The 24,972-nt window shown below is 52.6% G+C and carries 17 protein-coding genes; 15 read left to right on the forward strand and 2 right to left on the reverse strand.

Annotation, left to right across the window (positions count from 1 at the left end; translation table 11 throughout):
- The first annotated feature begins 87 nt into the window (after positions 1-87).
- Positions 88-1,377 carry an aminopeptidase PepB gene (gene pepB / locus DES37_RS09010; RefSeq protein ID WP_036116354.1) on the forward strand — a complete coding sequence of 430 codons (1,290 nt, stop codon included), beginning with the start codon at positions 88-90 and terminating at the stop codon, positions 1,375-1,377.
- Positions 1,378-1,448: 71 nt separating this feature from the next.
- A complete protein-coding gene (gene sseB, locus DES37_RS09015; protein WP_110025594.1) occupies positions 1,449-2,243 on the forward strand; it encodes an enhanced serine sensitivity protein SseB in 795 nt (264 codons plus the stop codon).
- Between the two features lie 41 nt (positions 2,244-2,284).
- Here the strand turns inward: sseB and sseA are convergent, their stop codons facing one another.
- Positions 2,285-3,124: a 3-mercaptopyruvate sulfurtransferase gene (gene sseA, locus DES37_RS09020; RefSeq protein WP_110025595.1), complete on the reverse strand. Its 840-nt coding sequence runs from the start codon at positions 3,122-3,124 to the stop codon at positions 2,285-2,287.
- Between the two features lie 179 nt (positions 3,125-3,303).
- Between sseA and DES37_RS09025 the strand changes: the two genes are divergently transcribed.
- The 11 genes from DES37_RS09025 to DES37_RS09080 all read left to right on the forward strand — a co-directional run bounded on the left by DES37_RS09025 (position 3,304) and on the right by DES37_RS09080 (position 20,277).
- Positions 3,304-8,244: an alpha-2-macroglobulin family protein gene (locus DES37_RS09025; RefSeq protein ID WP_110025596.1), complete on the forward strand. Its 4,941-nt coding sequence runs from the start codon at positions 3,304-3,306 to the stop codon at positions 8,242-8,244.
- A 3-nt stretch (positions 8,245-8,247) separates the two neighbouring features.
- Positions 8,248-10,584: a peptidoglycan glycosyltransferase PbpC gene (gene pbpC, locus DES37_RS09030; protein ID WP_110025597.1), complete on the forward strand. Its 2,337-nt coding sequence runs from the start codon at positions 8,248-8,250 to the stop codon at positions 10,582-10,584.
- A gap of 161 nt (positions 10,585-10,745) precedes the next feature.
- Positions 10,746-11,177: a nucleoside-diphosphate kinase gene (ndk, locus tag DES37_RS09035; protein WP_036116345.1), complete on the forward strand. Its 432-nt coding sequence runs from the start codon at positions 10,746-10,748 to the stop codon at positions 11,175-11,177.
- A 161-nt stretch (positions 11,178-11,338) separates the two neighbouring features.
- On the forward strand, positions 11,339-12,511 hold the full coding sequence (gene rlmN, locus DES37_RS09040) for a dual-specificity RNA methyltransferase RlmN (RefSeq protein WP_036116343.1): 1,173 nt from the start codon (positions 11,339-11,341) through the stop codon (positions 12,509-12,511).
- 404 nt (positions 12,512-12,915) lie between these two features.
- The gene (gene rodZ, locus DES37_RS09050; protein WP_110025599.1) at positions 12,916-13,926 is read left to right on the forward strand and encodes a cytoskeleton protein RodZ; all 1,011 of its coding nucleotides are present in this window, start codon (positions 12,916-12,918) and stop codon (positions 13,924-13,926) included.
- A 22-nt stretch (positions 13,927-13,948) separates the two neighbouring features.
- Positions 13,949-15,067, forward strand: a complete 1,119-nt coding sequence (ispG, locus tag DES37_RS09055; protein ID WP_036116336.1) for a flavodoxin-dependent (E)-4-hydroxy-3-methylbut-2-enyl-diphosphate synthase — start codon at positions 13,949-13,951, stop codon at positions 15,065-15,067.
- A gap of 114 nt (positions 15,068-15,181) precedes the next feature.
- The gene (hisS, locus tag DES37_RS09060) at positions 15,182-16,465 is read left to right on the forward strand and encodes a histidine--tRNA ligase (protein ID WP_110025600.1); all 1,284 of its coding nucleotides are present in this window, start codon (positions 15,182-15,184) and stop codon (positions 16,463-16,465) included.
- A gap of 24 nt (positions 16,466-16,489) precedes the next feature.
- On the forward strand, positions 16,490-17,113 hold the full coding sequence (locus tag DES37_RS09065) for a YfgM family protein (RefSeq protein WP_110025601.1): 624 nt from the start codon (positions 16,490-16,492) through the stop codon (positions 17,111-17,113).
- 10 nt (positions 17,114-17,123) lie between these two features.
- The gene (bamB, locus tag DES37_RS09070) at positions 17,124-18,305 is read left to right on the forward strand and encodes an outer membrane protein assembly factor BamB (protein WP_110025602.1); all 1,182 of its coding nucleotides are present in this window, start codon (positions 17,124-17,126) and stop codon (positions 18,303-18,305) included.
- A 124-nt stretch (positions 18,306-18,429) separates the two neighbouring features.
- Complete coding sequence (gene der / locus DES37_RS09075) at positions 18,430-19,908, forward strand: ribosome biogenesis GTPase Der (RefSeq protein WP_110025752.1); 1,479 nt, start codon at positions 18,430-18,432, stop codon at positions 19,906-19,908.
- 147 nt (positions 19,909-20,055) lie between these two features.
- Positions 20,056-20,277, forward strand: coding sequence for a zinc ribbon domain-containing protein (locus tag DES37_RS09080; protein ID WP_110025753.1), 222 nt, complete (start codon positions 20,056-20,058; stop codon positions 20,275-20,277).
- Here DES37_RS09080 and xseA read toward each other — a convergent pair.
- The gene (xseA, locus tag DES37_RS09085) at positions 20,274-21,659 is read right to left on the reverse strand and encodes an exodeoxyribonuclease VII large subunit (RefSeq protein WP_110025603.1); all 1,386 of its coding nucleotides are present in this window, start codon (positions 21,657-21,659) and stop codon (positions 20,274-20,276) included. The genes DES37_RS09080 and xseA overlap by 4 nt on opposite strands.
- A 169-nt stretch (positions 21,660-21,828) precedes the next feature.
- On the opposite strand from xseA, the gene guaB reads away from it, so the two are divergent.
- Entirely contained in the window at positions 21,829-23,295 is a 1,467-nt protein-coding gene (guaB, locus tag DES37_RS09090) for an IMP dehydrogenase (protein WP_110025604.1), read from the forward strand.
- Between the two features lie 61 nt (positions 23,296-23,356).
- Complete coding sequence (gene guaA / locus DES37_RS09095) at positions 23,357-24,934, forward strand: glutamine-hydrolyzing GMP synthase (RefSeq protein ID WP_110025605.1); 1,578 nt, start codon at positions 23,357-23,359, stop codon at positions 24,932-24,934.
- Positions 24,935-24,972 lie beyond the last annotated feature (38 nt).

Below are 24,972 nucleotides of genomic sequence, written 5' to 3' on the forward strand. Positions count from 1 at the left end.
CGGGCTGCATTTAGCGGCCCGTTTTTGCGTCTGTCCGCGGCATATTTTTTGTGTGAATCGTTACACACAGTTTTAAGGATACCAACAATGACAACTGAAGTGATGAACATCACGCTGTCCAGCACACCCGCCGATGCGCGCTGGGGCGAAAAAGCACTGTACAGCATCAATAATGAAGGGATTACCCTGCATTTAACCGGCAACAATGATAATGCGTTGATCCAACGTGCTGGCCGCAAAATTGATGGCCTGGGGTTCAAACAGGTCGCTCTGGCTGGCGAAGGTTGGGATGTTGAAAAAAGCTGGGCGTTCTGGATGGGCTACCGTGCGCCAAAAGGTGTGCGCAATGTTGAATGGCCGGTGCTTCCTGAGTCAGAGCAGCAGGAGCTCAATAACCGCCTCAAGATTATTGACTGGGTGCGTGACACTATTAACCTGCCGGCAGAAGACTTGAGCCCGGAACAACTGGCAACCCGTGCTATTGATTTATTAGTGGATGTCGCGGGTGACCAGGTGAGTTACCGCATCACTAAGGGTGAAGATTTACGTGAACAAAACTATGCCGGTATCCATACCGTTGGGCGTGGTTCTGCGCGTTCACCCGTGTTGCTGTCCCTGGATTTTAACCCCACGGGCGATGCAGATGCTCCGGTATATGCCTGCCTGGTGGGTAAAGGTATCACCTTCGATTCTGGTGGCTACAGCCTGAAACAAAGCAGCTTTATGGATTCCATGAAGTCTGACATGGGTGGGGCTGCGCTGGTGGCGGGCTCACTCGCTTTCGCGATTACTCGTGGCCTGCAAAAGCGCGTCAAACTGCTGTTATGCTGTGCCGATAACATGGTGAGTGGTAACGCGTTTAAACTGGGTGACATCATTCGCTACCGCAACGGCAAAACCGTTGAAGTGATGAACACTGACGCCGAAGGCCGCCTGGTGCTGGCCGATGGCCTGATTGATGCCAGCGCATTAAAGCCAGAGTTGATTATTGATTGTGCGACATTAACCGGTGCGGCGAAAACTGCGTTGGGTAACGACTACCATGCGCTGCTGAGCTTTGACGATGCACTGGTCAGTAAATTGATGACCAGTGCAACTGCGGAAAATGAAGCCTTCTGGCGTCTGCCGCTTGCGGAGATCCACCGCCATCAGTTGCCATCAAACTTTGCTGAGCTGAATAACACTGCCGGAGCTGTTTCCCCGGCGGGTGCCAGCACAGCTGCGGGCTTCCTGTCGCATTTTGTCGAAAACTACCAACAGGGTTGGTTGCATATCGACTGCTCAGCGACATACCGTAAGTCTGCTGTTGATCTGTGGTCTGCTGGTGCGACCGGGATTGGTGTGCGCACACTGGCTAATCTGCTGACCAACGACTGAGTTGCCTGTGTAATCCGGAGCCTGGGGGGCTACCTCAGGCTCTTTTCTTACCTGTACTTGATGAAAGCAAGATGGCCGATAACCAATCTCAACCTACTTCTCAAAATCAACTGGAAACACTGCTGGAACAGGCTGCGACTGAACCTGCATGGCGCCCGGCATTTTTCCGCGAATTACTTGATACCAGCGTTTGGGTGCCGGGCTCTTCGCCTGATGAAGCCGTGATTACGGCAGATTCTGTAGTTGACCTGCAGCACTGGGAAAAAGAAGACGGCACATCCGTGATTCCGTTTTTTACTTCTGTGCAGGCGCTCGAACAGGTCGTGGCTCACGAGCAGGCTTTCATTGTTATACCTGCCAGAGTGCTGTTTGAGATGACTCTGGGGGAAACCCTGTTTCTGAATGCCCGTTTACCAACCGGGAAAGAGTTCCTGCCCGGTGAAATACGCCACTTGCTGAGTGAGCAGGGTTCACCACTGGCAGAGCACACGGTGCTGGAAGGTGGCAGCCAGTTGCAACTCTCTGCTGTGGAAAACCCACCGGCACAATTAGTTGAGTCACTGACTACGTTATTTAAAAACCACAACCGGGTAAAACGCGCGTTTCTGTGCACGCTGAAAGAGTCACCTGAAGAGGCGGGTAATTACCTGATTGGTATTGAAGCCGAAGGGGATATTGAACCTCTTATCTATGAAGCCGGGAATGTGGCTGCCGATACGCTTACGGGCGATGAACCGGTAGACATTTGCCTGGTCGCAGAAGGAGAAGCGGGAATCAGCCACTTTATGCTGGCCCACCTGACGCCTTTTTATGAACGGCGCTGGGGCAGTTTTCTGCGTGATTTGAAGACACAGCGCATTCTGTAAAATTACCCCGGCAGGGGAAACTGCCGGGGTAATCTGTTAACTCAGGGTTCAACCGGTAAATCGGTTCGGCTTCCCCATTCACTCCATGAACCGTCATACAGCGATACACCGTTCACATCCAGTGAAGTGAGTGCCAGCACAACCACCGCGGCAGTGACGCCAGAGCCACAACTGGCAATAATCGGCTTGCCAAAATCCACACCAGCGCGAGTGAACACTGCGGTTAACGCTTCCGGGGTTTTTAATGTGCCATTTTCAACCAGCGTTGCCCAGGGCACATTTAGCGAACCCGGTATATGCCCACGGCGTAAACCCGCACGGGGTTCATCAACTTCTGCGTTGAAACGCGAAGCGGCCCGGGCATCAACAATTTGGGCAGTACCTTCATGGCTGACCAGTAACACATCCGTGACGTTTTTTATTACCAGTGGGTCGAAATGGACGTCAAAATCGCTTTCCGGTAGGGAAGGCGTACCTGTTTCCAGTGGCAGGCTTTGTTTGCGCCATGCGGCCAGACCACCAGACAAAATCGAAACGGTTTCCACGCCAAAAGCCCGCAACATCCACCAGGCGCGTGGGGCAGAGAACAGGCTGCCGTCATCATAAACGACCAGATGTTTATCCTGATGAATGCCCAACTCACGCATTGCAACCGCAAAGGTTTCCGGGCGCGGCATAGTGTGAGGCAACGGGCTGCTGTGGTCAGATAATGCTTCAATATCAAAAAATGGCGCACTGGGGAGATGGCCTGCCAGATACTCTTGCTGCATATCGCAATTTTCATTGCCCACTGCTGCCATGCGGGCATCAATGACCTGGACTTCCGGGTCGCTCAGGTGCTCAAGAAGCCACTCAGGGGTGACAAAAAAAGCAGTACTCATGTTGGCCTCCTTTAATCATTTATTGGTTAATTCTCGGTGTTTACGTATGTAATTACAACCAACACGCGCATGACATTGACCGGGCTAACATACCGAATCCAGGGATATGGCAAAAAGCGAATCTTTAGCATAATACTGCTTTATCTTTTTACCGGCCTTTTTCGGCCAGGGATACCGCCATGAAATATGCCCGCTATGCTTGTGTGGCAGCCTTATTCTGCGCCCTCAGCGCACTGAGTGGCTGCGATGATAATACAACGCCTGCGTCAGGTTCAGCGCCGCAGTCACAGGCTTCTGCCCTTCAAGAACAAAAAACGGATGCCGCACAACGGGAAAAACTGGCGAAAGCGAGTGCAGGAAAGCCGTTTACACTCCAGGATTCCTCTGAAATTCAGCTCGACGGTGCCAGCACGTTGGCACTGACATTCTCGGTTCCCCTCGACCCTGACCAGGATTTCTCCCGGTTTGCACATGTAGTGGATAAAGAAAAAGGCAAAGTGGATGGCGCCTGGGAGTTATCAGACAATTTAACCGAATTGCGCCTGCGTCACCTTGAACCTCGCCGTGAGTTAACGATTACTCTCGACCCGGGTCTGAAAGACATTAATGGCCAGGCCTTTGGGAAAACCTGGCAATCTTCACTGACCACGCGTGATATTGAGCCGGTAGTAGGTTTTGCCAGCCGAGGCTCACTGCTCCCGACAAAAGTGGTAAAAGGCCTGCCAGTTATGGCACTTAATATCAGCCAGGTAGACGTCAATTTCTACCGGGTAAAACCCGAGTCTCTGGCGGCGTTTATCAGCCAGTGGGAATACCGTAACAGCCTGAGTAACTGGGAATCAGACACCCTGCTGAAAATGGCAGACCTGGTGTATACCGGGCGGTTTGAACTCAACCCGGCAGCCAATACCCGGGAAAAACTGCTGCTGCCGCTTGGGGATATCACTCCGCTACAGCAGCCCGGTGTTTACCTTGCAGTAATGAACCAGGCGGGGCATTACAACTACAGTAACCCGGCAACGTTATTTACCCTTAGTGATATCGGGCTGTCACTGCACCGCTATCACCAGCAAATGGATATTTTCACGCAAAGCCTGGAAAACGGTAGCGGGCAACAGTCCGTTGATATTCAGTTGCTCAACGATAAAGGCCAGGTGCTGGCGAATGCCACAACGGACAACCAGGGCCATGCCAGCCTGAAAACCCCAGAGGGTGCTGCACTGTTACTGGCAAAACATGACGGGCAAACCACAATGCTGGATTTAAGCCAGCCGGCACTGGACCTGGCAGAGTTCGATATTGGTGGTCAGCCTGGTTACAGCAAACAGTTTTTCATGTTTGGCCCACGGGATCTTTACCGCCCAGGAGAGACTGTTGTCATCAATGGGTTACTGCGTGACAGTGATGGTAAACCCGTGGCAGACCAGCCGGTAAAACTGGACGTGGTTCGCCCTGACGGGCAGGTAGCACGCACCACTGTTTTGCAGCCGCAAAACGGCTTGTACCAGTACCGTGTCACTCTGGATAAAAATGCATTAACCGGCCAGTGGCATCTGCGCGCCAATGTGGGCGATAACCAGGCGCGAAGCTGGGATTTCCAGGTTGAAGATTTTATGCCTGAACGCATGGCGTTACGTGTCGATGTTCAGCCGCAGCCTCTGGCTCCGGGAGCTGATGCGGTATTCCGCGTTCAGGGGCGCTATCTGTATGGTGCTCCGGCTTCGGGTAACACCCTGCAAGGGAAACTTTTCTTGCGCCCATTAAGGGATGCTGTTCCTGCACTGCCTGGCTTCGAGTTCGGCAACATCAGTGAAGCAAATCTTAGCCGCAGCCTTGATGAAGTCCAGACCACGCTGGATGATACTGGCCGGGTAGATATTTCCGAAACCAGCCAGTGGAGTGATACCACTTCACCAGTAAAAGTGATTTTCCAGGCAAGTTTACTGGAATCAGGTGGTCGCCCGGTTACGCGCCAGCGTGAACAGGCTGTCTGGCCGGCAGAAGTGTTACCGGGTATTCGCCCGCAGTTTGCTAAAAAAAGCACTTACGATTACCGCACGGGGAGTGAATCCAGCCAGGCGGTGGTTGATGAAAATAGCCAGGCCGGGTTCGATATTGTTTATGCCCGCCCGGATGGTTCACGAGTGGCAGTTAATGGGCTTACTGCGCGGCTCATTCGGGAACGGCGCGATTATTACTGGAACTGGTCCGAAGATGATGGATGGACATCGCGCTACGATCAGAAAGACCTGGTAGAAGGGGAACAAACCCTGAATCTTGCTGCTGGTGAAACCGGCAAAGTGAGCTTCCCGGTAAGCTGGGGATCTTACCGCCTTGAAGTGAAAGACCCGGAGGGGAACCTCAGTAGTGTTCGTTTCTGGGCCGGTTACAGTTGGCAGGATAACAGTGACGGCACCGGTGCCCAGCGCCCGGACCGCGTGACGATGAAAATCGATAAACCCTCTTATCAACCAGGCGACACTATTCAGTTGCATCTGGCGGCACCGCAAGCCGGTAAGGGATATATCATGGTGGAATCCAGTGATGGCCCACTATGGTGGCAGGCTATTGATGTTCCCGCTGATGGCATGGACCTGAGTATTCCGGTAGACAAAACCTGGCATCGCCACGACCTCTACCTCAGCGCTCTGGTTGTCCGCCCTGGTGACAAAACACAGGCGCTTACCCCGAAACGGGCTGTTGGCCTGCTTCATCTGCCATTAGGTGACCAAAGCCGTCGCCTGGATGTGACACTGCAGGCACCGGTTAAAATGCGCCCCAACCAGCCGCTTACTGTGAAGGTTCAGGCCAAAGCTGCCAACGGTGCTTTGCCGGATAAAGTCTACGTGTTGCTCTCAGCTGTAGACAGTGGTGTGCTGAATATCACTGACTATGTTACGCCAGACCCTTGGCAGGCGTTCCTGGGGCGTAAACGCTATGGTGCCGATATTTATGATATCTACGGCAATGTGATTGAAGGCCAGGGGCGGATGGCGGCACTGAAATTTGGTGGTGACGGCGACGACCTGAAGCGTGGTGGTAAGCCGCCAGTGAATCACGTCAACATTATTGCCATGCAGGCTCAACCGGTGGCGCTAAATGCCCAGGGGGAAGGTACGGTCACATTGCCCATTGGTGATTTTAATGGGGAACTGCGCCTGATGGCACAGGTGTGGTCAGCAGACCGCTTTGGCAGTAGTGAAAGCAAAGTCGTTGTTGCCGCACCGCTGGTGGCTGAGCTCAGTACACCACGATTTTTGGCCGGAGGCGATCACTCTCGCCTGGTGCTGGATCTCTCTAACCTGACGGATAAACCCCAGCATCTGACTATTTCCATGGCTGCCAGTGGGCTGCTGAGCCTTGATGCCGGCAACACACAAAGTGTGGCGCTGGCTCCACAGCAACGTACCGCGCTGGCGATTCCGGTTCAGGCCGGGCAAGGTTATGGCGATGGAGTACTGGACGTTACGATTAACGGCATTTCCCTGCCTGGTGAAACATTCAATCCGCTGAACAAACAATGGAAAATTGGGGTGCGCCCGGCTTTCCCTGCACAAACTATCAGTGCCGGTACCCAATTAATGCCTGGTGAGCAGTGGCGCTTGCCAGCAGGCTGGCTGGACGGGCTATCGGCGTCAACACTGGAAGGTAAGCTGCTGATAAGTGGGCGGCCACCGCTGAATCTGGCCCGTTATATCAGCGAACTGTATGCCTGGCCTTACGGTTGCCTTGAACAAACCACCAGTGGGTTGTTCCCGTCATTGTATACCAACCGGGCGCAGTTACAGGCTCTGGGAATCAAAACGTCAAGTGACGAAAAACGCCGGGAGGCAGTAGAAAGCGGTATTGCCCATTTGCTCGAAATGCAGCTGGAAAATGGCGGTTTTGGCCTGTGGAGCAAAGACAGTGCAGAGGAATACTGGCTTACTGCTTATGCTACTGATTTCCTGATTCGCGCCAGCGAGCAAGGTTACAGTGTGCCAGTTGCCGCTCTGGAGAAAGCCAATAACCGGTTGTTACGTTACCTGCAAGACCCGGGCATGATTAGTGTGCGCTACAGTGATAACCCGGCAGCCAGCCGTTTCGTGGTGCAAAGCTATGCGGCTCTGGTGTTGTCCCGCCAGCAAAAAGCGCCGTTGGGTGCTCTGCGGACTCTGTGGGATAAACATGCTGCAGCGCCATCCGGCTTGTCGCTGGTGCAGTTGGGCATTGCACTTAAACGCATGGGGGATACAGAGCGCGGCCAGCAGGCAGTGTTAAGCGGTATAGCAATGCCCCGTAAGACGCATGCCTGGTTAGGTGATTACGGCAGCCCGGTGCGCGACGAAGCCCTGGTATTAAGCCTGTTGGAAGAAAATAACCTGATGCAAAACCAGCAGCCGGCCTTGTTGGCGGCCCTTTCCCAGGCAGTATGGGGCGAGGCCTGGCTATCAACTCAGGAAAATAATGCGCTGTTCCTCGCGGCCCATAATACCGCACTGCAAGGGGCAGAATGGCAGGTACAAAACCAGAACGGCGAAACCCTGTCGGGCAAAACTGACCAGGTTTCGGTGCTGTCTGCCGCGCAGCAATCTGCTCTGAGTCTCACCAATACGGGAACGGGCCCCTTGTGGGTACGTTTGGATAGTACTGGCTACCCTGAACAGTCACCTGCACCTTACAGCAATGTGGTGCACATAGAGCGCCATTACCTGGATACTCAGGGCAACACACGCTCACTCAGTAACCTGCACAGTGGTGAATTGGTGTTGGTATGGCTCGATGTCTGGGCAGATAAACGTGTTCCTGACGCACTGGTGGTTGATTTACTCCCCGCCGGGCTGGAGCTGGAAAACCAGAACCTGGCAAGCAGTTCGGCCTCGCTCAGTGAGAATGGTTCAGAGGTGCAAAACCTGATTAACCAGATGCAACAGGAAGATATTCAGCATATTGAGTTCCGTGATGACCGCTTTGTTGCGGCAATGACACTTAATGAAGGGCAGCATTCAACACTGGTCTATCTCGCCCGTGCGGTGACGCCGGGGGGTTACCAGGTGCCCGTTCCTCAGGTTGAATCTATGTATGTGCCACAGTGGCGCAGTACAGGAAATGCGATGGGCTTGTTACATGTGGCGCCCTGATTAATGCAACCGGGGAAATATAAAATTTGCTGGAAATTGTGGGGCGGCTGCCTGGCCGCCTTTTTCTTGTTCATTGCTGGCTTGTTGCTTGCGGACAGGCTTTGTCCTTTGCCATTACATAATGTTCACCCTGCCCGTATTGTGGTGACAGAAGACGGTACACCACTGTGGCGCTTTGCAGATGAAAACGGCGTCTGGCGTTATCCGGTGGAGCCCGATGAAGTTTCCCCGCGTTATCTGGAAGCGTTAATCAATTATGAAGACCGCTGGTTCTGGCATCATCCGGGAGTGAACCCGCTCAGCCTGGTTCGCGCAGCCTGGCAGTGGGTTCGCAATGGTGAAGTGGTGTCGGGGGGAAGCACGCTGACCATGCAGGTGGCTCGCCTGATTGACCCACAACCCCGTACAATCACAGGTAAGTTGATTCAAACTGCCCGGGCGCTGCAACTGGAATGGCACCTTTCCAAACAGCAGATTCTGACGCTTTACCTTAACCGGGCACCTTTTGGCGGCACGCTGGAAGGGGTGGGCGCAGCCAGTTGGGCGTACCTTGGTAAATCGCCTGCACACCTGACAGATGCGGAAGCCGCACTACTGGCTGTATTGCCACAGGCTCCCAGCCGGTTACGCCCGGACCGTTGGTCAGAAAGGGCACAAAAAGCACGCGATAAAGTGCTGGCCCGGATGCAGGAAGAGCATATCTGGTCTGCCCGGCGGGTGCGTGAAGCCATGCAGGAACCTGTATGGCTTGCTCCCCGGCAAAGCCCGCAACTGGCACCGTTACTGGCACGTTACCTGCTGACTCAGGATAATCACCAGCGGATTGTCACCACGATTGATGCCACCCTGCAGAGCCAACTGGAAACCCTGGCACTTAACTGGAAACACCGCCTGCCACCGAAAACATCGCTGGCGATACTGGTAGTTGACCACCAGACCATGAAGGTGCGTGGCTGGGTGGGGTCGGTCGATTTAAACGATGACAGCCGGTTTGGCCATGTTGATATGGTTCGGGCTGTCAGATCTCCAGGTTCATTACTGAAACCTTTTCTGTATGGCCTGGCGCTGGATGAAGGGTTAATACACCCCGGTTCATTACTTCAGGATGTACCCCGGCGCTTTGGGGATTATCGCCCTGGGAATTTTGACAGCGACTTTAATGGGCCAGTAAGCATGAGTGAAGCACTTGTGCGCTCGCTTAACTTGCCCGCGGTACAGGTTCTGGATGCGCTGGGGCCGAAAAATTTCGCCGGTCATTTGCGTAATATAGGGTTAAACCTGCGCCTGCCTGCTGCGGCGGAACCTAATTTGTCATTAATTTTGGGCGGGGCAGGAACCCGGCTGGATGAACTGGTCTCTGCTTACAGTGCGTTTGCCCGAGAAGGGAAGGTTGCCAGGTTACGCCTGCAACCACAACAACCATTGGTTGAACGGCGGTTACTGTCACCCGGTTCAGCCTGGATAATTCGCCGTGTTCTGGGTGGTGAGGAACAACCATTGCCGGATGGCGCACTCCCTGCCGTTGCGCCTTTTGCCTGGAAAACGGGTACCAGTTATGGCTACCGTGATGCCTGGGCAATTGGTGTTTCACCCCGTTACCTGATTGGCGTCTGGACCGGGAGGCCAGATGCGACACCGGTTGCCGGGCAGTATGGTTTTGCCAGTGCAGTACCGGTGATGAACCAGGTTAACACGCTGCTCAGGGCAAACACCGGCCTGGCACAAAACCGTGAGCCAGCAGACCCAAGACCTGGCAGTGTGACATCCGGTACGATTTGTTGGCCTGGTGGCCAGAGCCTGCCTGAAGGCGACAGTAATTGCCGTCGGCGGGTATTTACCTGGTTACTGAATGACAGCCAGCCGCCAACATTACTGGCTCCTGGGCAGGAAGGCCCTTTCGGTATAGTGCAGCGCCTTTGGCTGAACTCAAAAGGGTTGCGTGTTGGTGCTGATTGCAAAGATGCACACCCGGCAACATTACTGTTGTGGCCCTTGCCACTGGAGCCCTGGCTACCTGCGAAGGAGCGGCGTGACACGCGGTTACCTGCTGTATCCACCCAGTGCCCGCCTATGGTGCAGGCAAACCTTAGCCCACTGTTATTGCTCGGTGTGCGTGATGGCGCTATGGTGAAACCACCTGCCGGGCAGGCGGTACTGAATATGCCACTCTCCACGCAGGGTGGTGGGCATGACCAGTGGTGGTTTTTGAATGGCGATGCCCTGCCACAACAGGGTAATCATGTGACGTTGTCCTTGACGCATTCAGGGGAATACCAGGTGCTGGTAATGGATGACAGCGGGCAAATTGCTGCAGCGCACTTTACTTTGCTGCCCAAATAACTCGCGAAGTCATCACTTTGTATGGGTTTGTTGCTAAAACGCAGCTTATTTTAAAAAAATGTTACCTTTATCCATAGGCAAGGCGGTAACAGGTCATTATAATCTGCGCCACTTTGTTGCCGGGTTCCCCTGGCATTTTTAGAGAGCAAACAGAGGTAATCATGGCAATTGAACGTACTTTTTCTATCATCAAACCAAACGCTGTTGCAAAGAATGTAATTGGCAGTATTTTTGCGCGTTTTGAAACCGCAGGGCTGAAAATTGTTGCCACTAAAATGGTGCACCTGACTCAAGAGCAGGCGCGTGGTTTCTATGCTGAGCATGATGGTAAGCCGTTCTTTGATGGCCTGGTTGAGTTCATGACTTCTGGCCCTATCGTTGTTTCTGCACTGGAAGGTGAAGACGCAGTACGCCGTCATCGTGAAATCCTGGGTGCCACTAACCCGGCGAACGCACTGGCAGGTACACTGCGTGCTGATTACGCAGACAGCCTGACTGAAAACGGTACCCACGGTTCAGATTCTGTTGAGTCTGCGGCCCGTGAAATCGCATTTTTCTTTGCTGAAGGCGAAGTGTGCCCGCGCACCCGCTAATTGCTGCCTTTATTTGTGCTGTGATGCGTTAAGGCGTAGCATCACTGGCAGAGAATTTGTACAATGCTGCGCCCCGGATGAGCGAGCCTGCTCACCCGGGGCGTATCTATTTACTCATTTACCTGGGGCCATAACGTGTAACAACGAGGCCGGAAAACTTTATGTCACAACAGATTACCGCACCTGAGTCCGTCACCGTTTCTGACTCGTCAAATTCAAATACCGGCAAAATCAACCTGCTGGATCTTAACCGCCAACAAATGCGCGCCTTTTTCACTGACATGGGTGAAAAACCGTTTCGCGCAGATCAAGTCATGAAGTGGATCTATCACTATTGCTGTGATGATTTTGACGAAATGACTGACATCAACAAAGTGTTACGTGGCCGTCTGAAAGCTGTCGCCGAAATTCGCGCACCAGAAGTGGCTGAAGAACAACGCTCTTCTGATGGCACAATCAAATGGGCGATTCAGGTTGGCAGCCAGCGTGTTGAGACCGTGTATATCCCTGAAGATGACCGGGCTACACTGTGTGTTTCATCACAGGTTGGGTGCGCACTGGAATGTAAATTCTGTTCTACCGCTCAGCAAGGCTTTAACCGTAATTTACGGGTGTCTGAAATTATCGGGCAGGTGTGGCGTGCCGCTAAAATTATTGGTGCAGCGAAAGTCACCGGCCAGCGCCCAATTACCAACGTGGTAATGATGGGAATGGGGGAGCCATTGCTCAACCTGACCAACGTGGTTCCGGCCATGGAAATCATGCTGGATGACTTTGGCTTTGGCTTATCCAAGCGCCGGGTAACATTATCCACATCAGGCGTAGTACCTGCTCTGGATAAACTGGGCGACATGATTGATGTGGCTCTGGCGATATCTCTGCATGCGCCAACAGATGAAATCCGTGATGAAATTGTCCCGATTAATAAAAAATACAATATTGAGACATTTCTGGCAGGTGTGCGCCGTTACCTGGAAAAATCAAATGCCAACCAGGGGCGTGTCACGGTTGAGTATGTCATGCTCGATCATGTGAATGACGGCACTGAACATGCACATCAACTGGCGGAGTGTTTGAAAGACACGCCATGTAAAATTAACCTTATTCCCTGGAACCCGTTCCCGGGGGCACCTTATGACCGTAGCTCCAACAGCCGAATTGACCGTTTTTCCAAGGTGTTAATGGAGTATGGTTTTACCACCATCGTGCGTAAAACACGTGGTGATGATATTGACGCCGCCTGTGGTCAGTTAGCCGGTGATGTTATTGACCGGACCAAGCGTACAATGCGTAAACGTATGCAGGGTGAACCGATTGCAGTGAAAAGTGTCTGACAGGCAGACCTGTGGGCGAAGGCCTGAATATTCAGGTTTTCGTCCACCGCTTGTGATGTGTCATCAATTGTGACAACGAAAGTCTCTGTTGGCGCAATAATTACGGTGCGTTTTTTTGCACTTTGAGGCAGTATGTAGCGGCACAACAACAGTTTAGCCGCGTAGCTCACCAGACAGGCGTTATTTGGTGAGAAAGTATCCAGGTGAGGGTGTGGGCATATGCCCAGGGCCGTTGCAATTTGCCAGAAAGTTTTCTGGTGCTGGGTATGCTGGGTGTTTCGGGCGAGCGGGGTGCCATACTTCGCAACAGGTTATTTCGCGGCGCGGGTCAGTGAGGTCGCTATTGGTGACAGTGCTGGCCGGAGCCAATTTTTTCATTCAAACAGTACCAGCAGTTGTAGCTAATGAATACTGAAGCCACTCACGAACAAAATATCGCACAAACCACGGGCGAACGCCTCCGGGCCGCACGTGAGCAACTTGGACTCAGCCAGCAGATTGTGGCTGAACGCCTGTGTTTGAAAGTCTCCACAGTTCGGGATATCGAAGACGATAAAGCGCCTTCGGATCTGGCTGCGACCTTTCTCCGTGGCTATATCCGCTCCTATGCTCGCCTCGTCCATGTTCCCGAAGAAGAACTTTTGCCTGCGCTGGCAAAACAAGCTCCTGTCAGAACCGCTAAAGTTCAGCCAATGAAAGGTTATGCCATTGGGAAGAGCCGCAAAAAGCGCGACGGCTGGCTGATGGGCTTTACCTGGCTGGTATTACTGGTTGTTATTGGTCTGACTGGTGCCTGGTGGTGGCAAAACCATAAAGCGCAACAGGCAGAAATTAATTCAATGGCAGATCAGTCCGCCACACCTGCTGATAATGGGCAGTTTGTGCCTTTGCATAATACCGGTAGCGATGACAACTCCGCTGCTGTGCAGGATAACCCGGCCCCTTCTGATAGCAGTGCCACAGATTCTGCACAGGCGAATACGCCAGCTCCAACGGCAGATAACAGCGCAGCACCGGCAGATAATTCGGCTGCAGTGGTTTCTCCGGGTCAGGCGAACACCGATTCCTTAACTAATACTGCACCTGCCGCAACGACTCAGGACTCTGGGGCATTACCAGCAGAACAGGCAACCACAGCCCCAGCAGCCAGTGGTGATTTGGTCATGAATTTCTCTGCTGACTGCTGGCTGGAAGTGTCCGATTCTACGGGCAAAAAATTGTTCAGCGGCCTGCAACACAAAGACAGTACCTTAAACCTGTCAGGCCAGGCGCCATATAAACTGAAAATTGGCGCACCCCGTGCAGTCACTATTCAGTTCCAGGGTAAACCCGTTGATATGAGCCGCTATGCCCGGTCTAACCAGGTTGCCCGCCTGACGCTAAATGCAGAGCCTTCTGCTACTCAGGTGCAGTAACGACGCGTTTTCGGAGATTTTTATGCATAACGAAGCGCCCATTCAACGCCGTAAATCTAAACGGATTTACGTAGGGAATGTGCCAGTCGGCGATGGTGCGCCCATCGCCGTTCAGTCCATGACAAATACCCGCACCACAGATGTTGACGCCACAGTGCAGCAAATTAAGGCCCTGGAGCGTGTTGGTGCGGATATCGTCCGTGTATCTGTTCCCACCATGGATGCCGCAGAAGCCTTCCGGCTTATCAAGCAACAGGTTGCCGTTCCTCTGGTTGCCGATATTCATTTCGATTACCGCATAGCGCTGAAAGTTGCCGAATATGGTGTGGATTGTCTGCGCATTAACCCCGGTAATATCGGCAATGAAGAGCGTATTCGCCAGGTGGTGGATTGCGCGAAAGATAAAAACATTCCGATTCGTATTGGGGTGAATGCCGGATCCCTTGAAAAGGATCTACAGGAAAAATACGGTGAGCCAACTCCGCAGGCGTTGCTTGAATCCGCCATGCGCCATGTTGATTATCTGGACAGGCTCAATTTTGATCAGTTCAAAGTCAGTGTGAAAGCCTCTGATGTTTTTCTGGCTGTAGAAGCTTACCGCTTGCTGGCAAAGGCCATTGATCAACCTCTGCACCTTGGGATAACCGAAGCAGGTGGTGCGAGAAGTGGTGCGGTTAAGTCGGCTATTGGGCTCGGGTTACTGCTTTCTGAAGGGATTGGCGATACGTTGCGTGTTTCGCTGGCAGCGGATCCTGTCGAAGAGATCAAAGTTGGCTTCGATATACTGAAATCCCTGCGCATTCGCTCGCGTGGGATCAACTTCATTGCCTGCCCAACCTGCTCACGCCAGGAGTTTGATGTTATCGGCACAGTGAATGCGCTGGAACAACGCCTGGAAGATATCATCACACCGATGGATGTTTCTATTATTGGTTGTGTGGTGAACGGGCCAGGCGAAGCGCTGGCTTCAACGATGGGTGTTGCAGGTGGTAGCCGCAAAAGTGGCTTCTACGAAGATGGCGTCCGTAAAGACCGCCTGGATAACGACAATATGATAGACCAGCTCGAAGCGAAAATTCGCGCCAGAGCATCGGTTCTGGACGAAAGCCGTCGTATTGACGTGCAGCAAGTTGAGAAATAACAAAACATGGGAAGCCTGATGCTTCCCGTGTATGATTGAACCCACAAAGCAGCCTGGCAACATATAACCGGGTTGATTCGGGTTCATTTTTTTGTATTCAGGAACAGAGATAACGTGGCAAAGAATATTCAAGCCATTCGCGGCATGAACGATTATCTGCCTGGCGAAACGGCCATCTGGCAGCGTATTGAACGCACATTAAAGCAGGTGCTCGGCAGCTACGGTTATAGTGAAATCCGTTTGCCGATTGTAGAGCAGACACCGCTATTCAAACGCGCGATTGGTGAAGTGACCGACGTGGTTGAAAAAGAGATGTATACCTTCGAGGACCGCAATGGCGACAGCCTGACACTGCGTCCGGAAGGCACGGCGGGCTGTGTGCGTGCCGGTATCGAGCATGGTCTGCTGTACAATCAGGAACAGCGCTTGTGGTACATCGGGCCGATGTTCCGCCATGAGCGTCCGCAAAAAGGGCGTTATCGCCAGTTTCATCAGTTAGGTGCTGAGGTGTTTGGTCTTCAGGGGCCGGATATTGACGCTGAGCTGATTATGCTGACGGCGCGCTGGTGGCGTGCACTGGGTATCGACCAACATGTCAGCCTTGAGCTGAACTCCATTGGTTCGCTGGAAGCCCGGGCAAATTACCGTGATGCGCTGATTGCTTACCTGGAACAGTATAAAGATAAGCTGGATGAAGACTGCAAGCGCCGCATGTATACCAACCCGTTGCGCGTTCTTGATTCCAAAAACCCGGAAGTTCAGGCGCTGTTGAATGATGCGCCTGCACTGGGCGACTATCTGGATGAAGAATCTCGTGAGCATTTCGCCGGTTTGTGCGCGTTCCTTGACGACGCCGGTATCAGCTACACCGTCAATCAGCGCCTGGTGCGCGGCCTTGATTACTACAACCGCACTGTCTTTGAATGGGTAACCAATAGTCTTGGTGCTCAGGGGACCGTCTGTGCTGGTGGGCGTTACGATGGCCTGGTTGAACAACTCGGTGGGCGTGCGACGCCAGCTGTTGGTTTTGCCATGGGGCTGGAACGTCTTGTTTTGCTGGTTCAGGCAGTTAACCCGGAATTTACTGCAGATTCTGTTGTCGATATTTACCTGGTGGCATCTGGCAACGGTACCCAGTCTCCTGCAATGCAACTGGCGGAGCAGGTACGTGACAGCTTGCCTGGCTGTAAACTGATGACGAACTATGGTGGCGGGAACTTCAAAAAGCAGTTTGCCCGGGCAGATAAATGGGGCGCACGTGTTGCGCTGGTGCTGGGTGAAAATGAAGTCGCAAACCAGCAAGTCGTGGTGAAAGATTTGCGTTCAGGCGAGCAGGAAACCGTTTCTCAACGTGACGTAGCTGGCCATTTGAAAACGCTGCTGGGCGAATCCCGGTAACTTATCGTTAAGGAGAAGGATTGCGTGGAGATTTACGACAACGAGAACGAACAAGTTGAAGCAGTCAAACGCTTCTTCATCGAGAACGGCAAAGCGCTGGCTGTCGGCGTCGTGTTAGGTATTGGTGCACTGGTAGGCTGGCGTTACTGGGCAAGCCACCAGGTGGACTCATCTCGCGAGTCATCTATGGTGTATCAGAACACGGTTCAGGCATTGAAAGCGGATAAACCAGGCAGCCTTGCTGCCGCGGAAAAATTTGTCGCTGATAATAAAGGTACTTATGGTGCTCTGGCATCACTTGATGTAGCAGAACAACTCGTCAACAAAAAGGATTTTGCCAATGCTGCCGCGCAACTGAAGGCTGGCCTGGCTGATACCTCTGATGAAAACCTTAAGGCACTGATTGGCTTGCGTCTGGCGCGTATCCAGGTGGAGTTAAAACAGGCTGATGATGCACTGGCAACGCTTGGCAGCATTAAAGGTGATGGCTGGAGTGCCATGGTTGCTGACATCAAAGGCGATGCGCTGTTAAGTAAAGGCGATACCAAATCTGCCCGCGAAGCGTGGAGCAAAGGTGTGGGCATTGCCGATGCCTCGCCAGCACTGCGTAATATGATGCAAATGAAAATGAATAATTTGTCCAGCTGAGAGGGCACCAATGCAATTGCGTAAATTAGTTTTGCCAGGGCTGCTGTCTGTTACTTTGCTTAGTGGGTGCTCACTGTTTAGCGGCGAAGAAGACGTAGTAAAAATGTCTCCACTGCCCACCGTTGAAAACCAGTTCACGCCATCTACTGCGTGGGATGTTTCAGTGGGAAGCGGTATTGGCAAGTATTATTCGAATCTCCACCCGACAGCAGATGCCGGTGTGGTTTATGCCGCAGACCGTCATGGTCGTGTAAAAGCGCTCAGTGAATCTGATGGCAAAGAAGTCTGGTCGGTTGATTTGTCAGAAAAAACCGGCTTTTTCTCCAGCAACCTGCCAGCCTTGCTTTCTGGTGGCCTGACTGTTGCTGGTGGCCACGTTTATGTGGGAAGTGAGAAAGCCAAAGTTTATGCGCTGAATACTTCCGATGGCAGCGTTGCCTGGCAGACGACTGTGGCTGGTGAAGCTTTATCCCGCCCGGTTGTAAGTGACGGTGTGGTACTGGTTCATACTGGTAACGGTCAGTTGCAGGCACTGGATGAAAACACGGGTGCCATCAAATGGACAGTGAACCTGGATATGCCGTCACTGACACTGCGTGGCGAGTCTGCACCTGCTACAGCTTACGGTGCTGCGATTGTTGGTGGCGATAATGGCCGTGTGACTGCGGTATTATTGCAACCCGGTCAGATGATTTGGCAACAACGTATCTCCCAGTCGACCGGTCCGACTGAGATCGATCGCCTGAGCGATGTTGATACCACACCAGTTATTGTCAACGGGGTTGTCTATGCGCTGGCATATAACGGTAACCTGACAGCACTTGACCTGCGTTCAGGCCAGATAATCTGGAAACGCGACCTGGGTTCAGTGAATGACATGGTAGTTGATGCTGGTCGTATCTACATGGTTGACCAGAATGACCGTGTACTGGCGTTGAGTACTGACGGTGGTGTTACTCAGTGGACCCAGAGTGATTTACTGCACCGCCTGTTGACTGCGCCAGTGCTGTATAATGGTTACCTGGTTGTTGGCGATAGCGAAGGGTATATGCACTGGATAGACCCAGACAACGGTCACTTCGTTGCACAACAGAAAGTGGACAGCTCAGGCTTCCTGACCAACCCGATTGTCGCGGATGGTAAATTGCTGATTCAGGCTAAAGATGGCACGTTATATGCCATAACCCGCTAAACTATCCGGGTGTGATATCAGCTAAACGGCTCCTGATTTCGCCAGGGGCCGTTTCCTGTTTATAGTCAGGCGCACTTTTTTGGTGGTGCCTGGCTGGTTTTTTTTAAGTTATGAGGCTTTGAAAATGATACCTGTGGTCGCGCTGGTCGGGCGCCCGAATGTGGGTAAATCCACATTATTTAACCGTTTAACGCGCACCCGCGATGCACTGGTGGCGGATTTCCCTGGATTAACCCGGGACCGTAAATATGGTCGCGCTGAAATTGAAGGCCGCGAGTACATTGTGATTGATACTGGCGGCATCGACGGCACTGAAGACGGCGTAGAAACGCTGATGGCAGAACAATCACTTCAGGCAATTGAAGAAGCGGATGTTGTGTTATTCATGGTAGATGCTCGCGCGGGATTGATGCCTGCCGATAAAGCTATCGCCAAACACCTGCGTAGTCGTGAAAAGCCTACCTTTGTTGTCGCAAACAAAACTGACGGTATTGATCCGGACCATGCTGTTACGGATTTCTATGCTTTGGGCATGGGGGAAATTGTCCCTATTGCTGCAGCCCATGGCCGTGGTGTTACCAGCCTGCTCGAACAGGTTCTCCTGCCCTGGATGGAAGATATCAGCCCATCTGAGCCTGTTGATGAAGATGCGGAGTATTGGGCTGCTCTGGCGGCAAAAGAAGCCGGTGAACCGGAAGAAGAGCCAGAGGATGATTTTGACCCGCAGTCTTTACCTATCAAACTGGCAATTGTGGGCCGCCCTAACGTGGGTAAGTCAACACTGACTAACCGTATTCTCGGTGAAGACCGGGTTGTGGTTTACGACATGCCAGGCACCACGCGTGACAGTATTTATATCCCGATGCAACGTGACGAGCGTGAATACGTGTTGATAGATACCGCGGGTGTGCGTAAACGCGGCAAAATCACCGACACCGTTGAGAAATTCTCAGTTATTAAAACCCTGCAGGCGATTGAAGACGCGAACGTAGTGCTGCTGGTTATTGATGCCCGCGAAGGGATTTCAGACCAGGATCTTTCCCTGCTGGGCTTTATCCTCAATAGTGGGCGCTCACTGGTAATTGTCGTGAACAAGTGGGATGGCCTGAGCCAGGAAGTGCGTGAGCAGGTAAAAGAAACTCTGGATTACCGCCTGGGCTTTATTGACTTCGCCCGGGTTCACTTTATTTCCGCTCTGCATGGCAGTGGTGTGGGTAACTTGTTTGAATCAGTACGCGAAGCCTATGACAGCGCCACAAAACGTGTGAGCACTGCCATGCTGACCCGTATTATGACGATGGCAGTAGACGATCATCAGCCACCTCTGGTGCGTGGTCGCCGTGTGAAACTGAAATATGCCCACGCAGGTGGTTACAACCCGCCTATCGTGGTAATTCACGGCAACCAGGTGAAAGACCTGCCGGATTCCTACAAACGCTACCTGATGAACTACTTCCGCAAGTCGCTGGAAGTAATGGGCACGCCGATTCGTATTCAGTTTAAAGAAGGCGAGAACCCGTATGCGAATAAGCGCAATACGCTGACCCCAACGCAGATGCGTAAGCGTAAGCGCCTGATTAAGCATATTAAGAAAAGTAAATAAGCGGCCGAATATCGTTTATTGAACCAGAAAATACAGCGCCCGCGGGTGCTGTATTTTTTTAAGCTTTTGCAGCGCAAAATGTTACTGAACAGGCAGGCTGTGGCGCGTAAACTATCACCAGAAATACAGAATAATCAGGGAGTAAAAATGGAATACCGTTGCCCCGAATGCCAGGGTGAATGCACTCAACAGGGTGAACACTGGGTGTGTGAGAAATGCCATAAAACTATGGTGTTACAGCCTCTGTGCCCTGAGTGCCATAAACCGCTGGAAGTACTAAAAGCCTGCGGCGCAGTAGATTATTTCTGCCAGAACGGCCATGGGCTGATTTCCAAAAAGCGCGTGGAGTGGCAACCTGTAGCCGGTTAATCCTGAGATGTTTTACGTACCCGCTGTCGGCCTTTTTTGACCGGGGAAATCGCAGTAACCTGGCTTTGTACCACGCCATCTTTGAGCCGGGTAGTTAAGGTTTCACCTGCCTGAATTTGGGTAACCGCTTTAACCACTTCACCTTTTCCGGTGACTGTTACGCTGTAGCCGCGGGCAAGCGTTGCTAACGGGCTGACAGCCTCCAGGTGGGTCACCGCCAGACCAAACCGCTCACGGGTTTGCCCTAACTGGCTGCGGATTGCCTGGGTCATACGGAAGCTTGCTTGCTGCAGTGTAGCGCTGGCGCGCTGGATGCGCATGCCGGGGTGTTGCTGCTGTAAGCGCTGGTTAAGGCGCTGTTGTTGCAACTGACCGCGTTTCAGGCGAGTTTCCAGCGCAGAAGACAGGCGCTGGCGCAGAGCCAGCAGCCGTGTTTGCTGGCGAGCCAGGCGCAACTGTGGGTGCTGTTGCTCCAGGCGGTGGCGCAACTGGCTGAAACGCTGCTGGCGCTGGGCAATATAGTAATCCATTGCCATTTCCAGCCGTTGTTGCTGGCTGGTGAGCTGGCGCACCAGTTCTTGTTGGTTACGGCTGACAACTTCGGCGGCAGCAGAAGGGGTAGGGGCGCGTAAATCGGCGACGAAGTCAGCAATAGTGACGTCAGTTTCATGGCCGACGGCACTAACGACCGGGATGCTGCTTGCCACAATAGCCCGCGCTACCGCTTCTTCGTTAAAACACCACAAATCTTCCAGTGAACCACCGCCACGGCCAACAATCAGAACATCACATTCGGCCCGTTTATTGGCCAGTGCTATCATCCGCACTATTTGCCCGGTTGCATCTGCCCCCTGAACGGCTGTGGGGTAAATGACTACCGGTAATGCCGGATCCCGCCGTTTTAAAATGTGCAGAATATCCTGCAATGCCGCCCCGGTTGCAGAGGTGACAATGCCAACACAAGTTGCCGGTGCAGGAAGCGGTTTTTTGAGTGCCGGGTCAAAAAGGCCTTCATCGGCCAGGCGTTGTTTAAGCTGAGCAAATTTTTGCTGCAGCAAACCTTCACCGGCAGGCTGCATGCTTTCTGCAATAAGTTGGTAGTCTCCACGCGGTTCATAGAGCGTGACACTGGCTCGCACTAATACTTGTTGCCCGTGTTGTGGGCGGAAAGTGACACGACGGTTGCTGTTGCGAAACATAGCGCAACGCACCTGAGCATTGTCATCTTTGAGAGTGAAGTACCAGTGCCCGGAAGAGGGCTGCGAAAGGTTGGATATTTCACCACTGACCCAAATTTGCCCAAGGTCTTGCTCCAGCAACGTACGCACTGCCTGATTCAGCCGGCTAACAGAAAAAATTGATGGAGAATTAAACTGTGACATGTGACCTGGATCAAATTCTAAATCAGCAAGTTAATCAGTCGATAGTAACCCGCCTGTCAGTGAAGGCAAGACTTTTTAGTAAAAAAATGTAGCCGCCACCCTTTATGCTCTGTATAATGCCGCGGCAATATTTTATCTGTTCTCATTCATCCCAGGTTGAGATATTGCCATGCTACGTATCGCTAAAGAAGCACTGACGTTTGACGACGTTCTCCTCGTTCCCGCTCATTCTACTGTTCTGCCGAATACTGCAGATCTCAGTACTCAATTGACGAAAACCATTCGCCTGAACATTCCTATGCTGTCTGCTGCCATGGACACCGTGACAGAAGCACGCCTTGCTATTGCACTGGCTCAGGAAGGCGGGATTGGCTTTATCCACAAGAACATGTCCATTGAACGCCAGGCAGAAGAAGTTCGCCGGGTGAAAAAACACGAAAGCGGCATTGTTACTGACCCACAAACCGTTTTGCCAACCACCACCCTGCGTGAAGTAAAAGAACTGACCGAACGCAATGGTTTCGCTGGCTACCCGGTGGTGGCTGCCGACAATGAACTGGTTGGGATCATCACTGGTCGTGACGTTCGCTTTGTGACTGACCTGAACCAGGCTGTCAGCGTTTATATGACGCCGAAAGATCGCCTGGTTACGGTTCGTGAAGGCGAATCCCGTGACGTAGTGTTGTCTAAAATGCATGAAAAACGTGTTGAGAAAGCGCTGGTTGTGGACGAAAGCTTCCATCTGCGCGGCATGATCACCGTTAAAGACTTCCAGAAAGCAGAGCGTAAACCGAACGCCTGTAAAGACGAACATGGCCGTCTGCGTGTGGGTGCTGCAGTAGGTGCTGGTGCCGGCAACGAAGAGCGTGTGGATGCCCTGGTTGCTGCTGGTGTTGATATCCTGCTGATTGACTCCTCTCATGGCCATTCTGAAGGTGTATTGCAGCGTATTCGTGAAACTCGCGCTAAATACCCTAACCTGCAAATCATTGGTGGTAACGTGGCAACAGCTGCGGGTGCCCGTGCACTGGCCGATGCCGGTTGCAGCGCAGTGAAAGTAGGGATTGGCCCGGGCTCCATCTGTACTACCCGTATCGTAACAGGTGTGGGTGTACCGCAAATTACCGCTGTTTCCGACGCAGTAGAAGCGCTGGAAGGTACCGGTATTCCGGTTATCGCTGATGGCGGTATTCGCTTCTCTGGTGACATCGCGAAAGCGCTGGCTGCGGGTGCAAGTGCTGTAATGGTTGGTTCCATGCTGGCAGGTACTGAAGAATCCCCAGGTGAAATTGAACTCTATCAGGGCCGTTCTTTTAAATCCTACCGTGGTATGGGTTCTCTGGGCGCTATGTCCAAAGGCTCTTCAGACCGCTATTTCCAAAGCGACAACGCAGCAGACAAACTGGTACCTGAAGGGATTGAAGGCCGCGTTGCCTATAAAGGCCGCCTGAAAGAAATCGTTCATCAGCAAATGGGCGGCCTGCGTTCCTGTATGGGCCTGACCGGCTGTGGTACTATTGATGAATTACGCACTAAAGCGGAATTTGTACGTATCAGCGGTGCCGGGATTCAGGAAAGTCACGTTCACGATGTGACCATTACCAAAGAGTCTCCGAACTACCGTCTGGGCTCATGATTATTCACGCCCGGCAGTCGTGCCGGGCGATTCTTTATTCTCTGCCTCGGAATTAGCGTCAATGACGGAAAATATCCATAACCATCGCATCCTCATTCTTGATTTCGGTTCTCAGTACACTCAGCTGGTTGCGCGCCGCGTGCGTGAGCTGGGCGTTTACTGTGAACTGTGGGCCTGGGATGTAACAGAAGAACAAATCCGTGCCTTTAATCCGAACGGGATAATCCTGTCTGGCGGCCCGGAGAGCACCACAGAAGAAAACAGCCCTCGTGCGCCGGAATATGTCTTCACTGCAGGCGTACCGGTACTGGGCGTGTGCTACGGCATGCAAACCATGGCAATGCAGTTAGGTGGCCATGTTGAAGGTTCTAATCAGCGTGAGTTTGGTTATGCTCAGGTTGAAGTGATGACGGATTCTGCCCTGATTCACGGCATCGAAGACAGCCTGAGCGGCGAAAATCGCCCGTTGCTGGATGTCTGGATGAGCCATGGCGATAAAGTCACTGCAATCCCGTCTGACTTTGTGACTGTCGCCAGCACAGAGACTTGTCCGTTCGCCATTATGGCTAACGAAGAAAAGCGTTTTTATGGCGTGCAGTTCCACCCGGAAGTAACGCACACTCGCCAGGGGCAGCGTATTCTGGAACGTTTCATTCGCGATATCTGCAAATGTGAAGCGTTGTGGACGCCTGCGCGAATTATTGATGACGCGGTATCCCGCATTCGCGAGCAGGTAGGTTCTGATAAAGTAATCCTTGGCCTGTCTGGTGGGGTGGATTCATCTGTAACGGCAATGCTGCTGCACCGCGCTATTGGTGAGAACCTGACTTGCGTGTTTGTAGATAACGGTCTGCTGCGCCTTAACGAAGCCGACCAGGTGATGGAAATGTTCGGCGACCGTTTTGGTCTCAACATTGTTCATGTGAATGCAGAAGAGCGCTTCCTGACTGCTCTGGCTGGTATTGATGACCCGGAAGCCAAACGTAAAACCATTGGCCGTGTGTTCGTTGAAGTTTTTGATGAAGAAGCACTGCGCCTGGAAGACGTGAAATGGCTGGCTCAGGGCACTATCTACCCTGATGTTATCGAGTCTGCTGCTTCTGCTACCGGTAAAGCCCATGTGATTAAATCACACCACAATGTGGGCGGCTTACCGAAAGAGATGAAAATGGGCCTGGTTGAACCGCTCAAAGAACTCTTTAAAGATGAAGTCCGCAAAATTGGCCTGGAGCTTGGCCTGCCATACGATATGCTCTACCGTCACCCGTTCCCGGGGCCGGGCCTTGGTGTTCGCGTACTGGGCGAAGTGAAGAAAGAATACTGTGATCTGCTGCGTAGTGCTGATGCCATTTTTATTGAAGAACTGCGTAAAGCCGATCTCTACGATAAAGTGAGCCAGGCGTTCACTGTATTCCTGCCGGTACGTTCTGTTGGCGTGATGGGCGATGGCCGTAAGTACGACTGGGTGGTTTCCCTGCGCGCTGTCGAAACTATCGACTTCATGACAGCTCACTGGGCTCACCTGCCGTATGACTTCCTTGGCCGCGTTTCCAACCGGATCATTAACGAAGTGAACGGTATTTCCCGTGTGGTTTATGATATTTCCGGTAAACCGCCAGCTACGATTGAGTGGGAATAAGCCAATAACCCTTCCTAAGTATTCATGAATAGATAAAA

Source organism: Mangrovibacter plantisponsor, from assembly GCF_003182475.1.
GTDB lineage: Bacteria > Pseudomonadota > Gammaproteobacteria > Enterobacterales > Enterobacteriaceae > Mangrovibacter > Mangrovibacter plantisponsor.